This is a genomic window from Variovorax glucosi (genome assembly GCF_051216695.1).
In the GTDB taxonomy this organism is placed as follows: domain Bacteria; phylum Pseudomonadota; class Gammaproteobacteria; order Burkholderiales; family Burkholderiaceae_C; genus Variovorax.
On sequence record NZ_JBPJZE010000027.1, the window covers coordinates 1 to 1,860 of the forward strand.

At 68.8% G+C, this 1,860-nt stretch carries 3 protein-coding genes; all 3 read left to right on the forward strand.

The window, feature by feature from the left end; translation table 11 throughout:
* A partial coding sequence (locus ACSFA3_RS22430; RefSeq protein ID WP_435507699.1) for a hypothetical protein occupies positions 1-964 on the forward strand: 964 nt, incomplete at its 5' end.
* Positions 961-1,350 carry a transglycosylase domain-containing protein gene (locus ACSFA3_RS22435; protein ID WP_435507700.1) on the forward strand — a complete coding sequence of 130 codons (390 nt, stop codon included), beginning with the start codon at positions 961-963 and terminating at the stop codon, positions 1,348-1,350. The genes ACSFA3_RS22430 and ACSFA3_RS22435, both read left to right, overlap by 4 nt.
* A partial coding sequence (locus ACSFA3_RS22440) for a GNAT family N-acetyltransferase, cg3035/Rv0428c family (RefSeq protein ID WP_435507701.1) occupies positions 1,347-1,860 on the forward strand: 514 nt, incomplete at its 3' end. The genes ACSFA3_RS22435 and ACSFA3_RS22440, both read left to right, overlap by 4 nt.

Genomic DNA, 1,860 nt, shown 5'->3' on the forward strand with positions numbered 1-1,860 from the left:
CAGACACTTCAAGCTGGTACTGGGCAGCGGCCAGCGGCCAATCCCATGGGCCGTGGCAAGCTGTCACGGTGGCAAAACCGATCTGACGATCCGAGAACGTGCCTTGAAGAAGATCCTGCGATTCGTGCTCTATGGCCTGCTGGCCTTGGTCATTACAGCGTGTGTAGCTATCTTTTTGATAGTCAAGCTGGCGCTCGCGCCGGCTGCGGGTGAGTGGAGCACCACGGTGAAGGCGGGGCCATTGAATTTCGAGATCGGCATTCCGACCGCAGTGCGCGTGGCCACCTCGTCGTGGTTCGCGCCTTATCTCGACGGGCGCTCGCTCGACACCAGCTTCGGCACCGTGCGCTTCGCCTGGAAGCCGGCCGGCGAGTTGCTGGAGATGCAGTGCGCGCCCTGCAGCGCGGAGGTGCCGGCGCTCGGCACCCAACCGATCCGGGTCGAACGCCTGATTGCCACCGTGAAGCGCGACGGCAACACGCTCAACGGCACCTTCGAAGCCACGCCCCAGGGCACCGACACCACCCGGCTGCAAGGCAACTGGGACGGCAGGCTCGCGCCGAAGAACATCCATCTGAACGCCAGCGTGCAGGACGCGCCCATCGCGCGCTGGTACGCGGTGCTGGTGCCCACCCTGCCCGAGCTGCAGCGCGCGCGCATCGGCGGCACGCTGGCGCTGCGCGGCCAGTTCGTGCTGCCCGAGGCCACCTTCGCCGTGCAGCCCGTTATCAGCCAATTCACGGTCGAGGGCTTGGGCACCGAGGCCATGCTCAACGCGCGCACCAGCTGCGGCCCTTCGGCCAAGCTCGCCAACGACAGCTGGCTGGCGCGCGCCGTCATCGCCGCCGAAGACCAGCGCTTCTTCACCCACAGCGGCTACGACCTGACCGAGATCCTCGCGTCGATCGACAACAACCAGAAGCCCGGCCAGATCCGGCGCAGCAGCTGGCCAAGCTGCTGGTGACGGGCAGCGACCGCACGGCCGAGCGCAAGCTGCGTGAGCTGCTCTACGCGGTAGAGATGGAGCAGACGCTGGGCAAGGCCCGCATCCTGCAGCTGTACCTGGACAACGCGCCCTGGGGCGGCAACATCTGCGGCGCCGAGGCCGCGGCGCGCCGCTACTTCAAGCGCAGCGCACGCACGCTCGATCCGGCGCAGGCCGTGTGGCTTGCCGCCATGCTGCACAAGCCGCAGGCCGTGCTCGAGCAATGGCGGCGCGATGGCCACATCGACGCCGACCGCATCAAGTGGGTTGCCGAGGGCATCCGCGGTATCAGCCGGAACCAGCGCGAAGCGCTGCTCAAGGGCGTGGCCGCGGCGAAGTTCACGGCGCCGGAGGCCACGCCATGAACACCACGACACTGAACGTCACCGACATCGAAGCCATCGAGCGCGCCACCATCGCGGCGGTCTCGCCCGACCTGACCGAGGAGCTCGACGGCTGGCTGCTGCCCTTTGCCGGCGGCACCGTGAAGCGTGCCAGATCGGCCGTGCCGCTGCATCGCAGCGCGGTCGATCACGCAACGCTGGACCGCATCGAAGACCGCTACGACAGCCGTCAGGTCGTGCCCGCGCTGCGGCTGGCCGACGCGCCCTGCTTCGACGGGCTGCGCACCGAGCTGGAGCGGCGGCACTACATCGGCGACAGCCCCACCTGCGTGCAGATCGGGTCGATGCAGCGCATGCGGCAGGTGGTCGCGCCGGGCGGTGCATTGGCCGATGTCGACCGCGCGCCCGACGACGCCTGGTCGGCGCTGTTCCTCGGCGAGGGCTTCGATCCGGTGGACGGCGCCCATCGCGTGCGGATGCTGTCGCGGGCCAAGGGCACGCTCTATGCCAGCGTGCGCGAAGGCGGCCGCA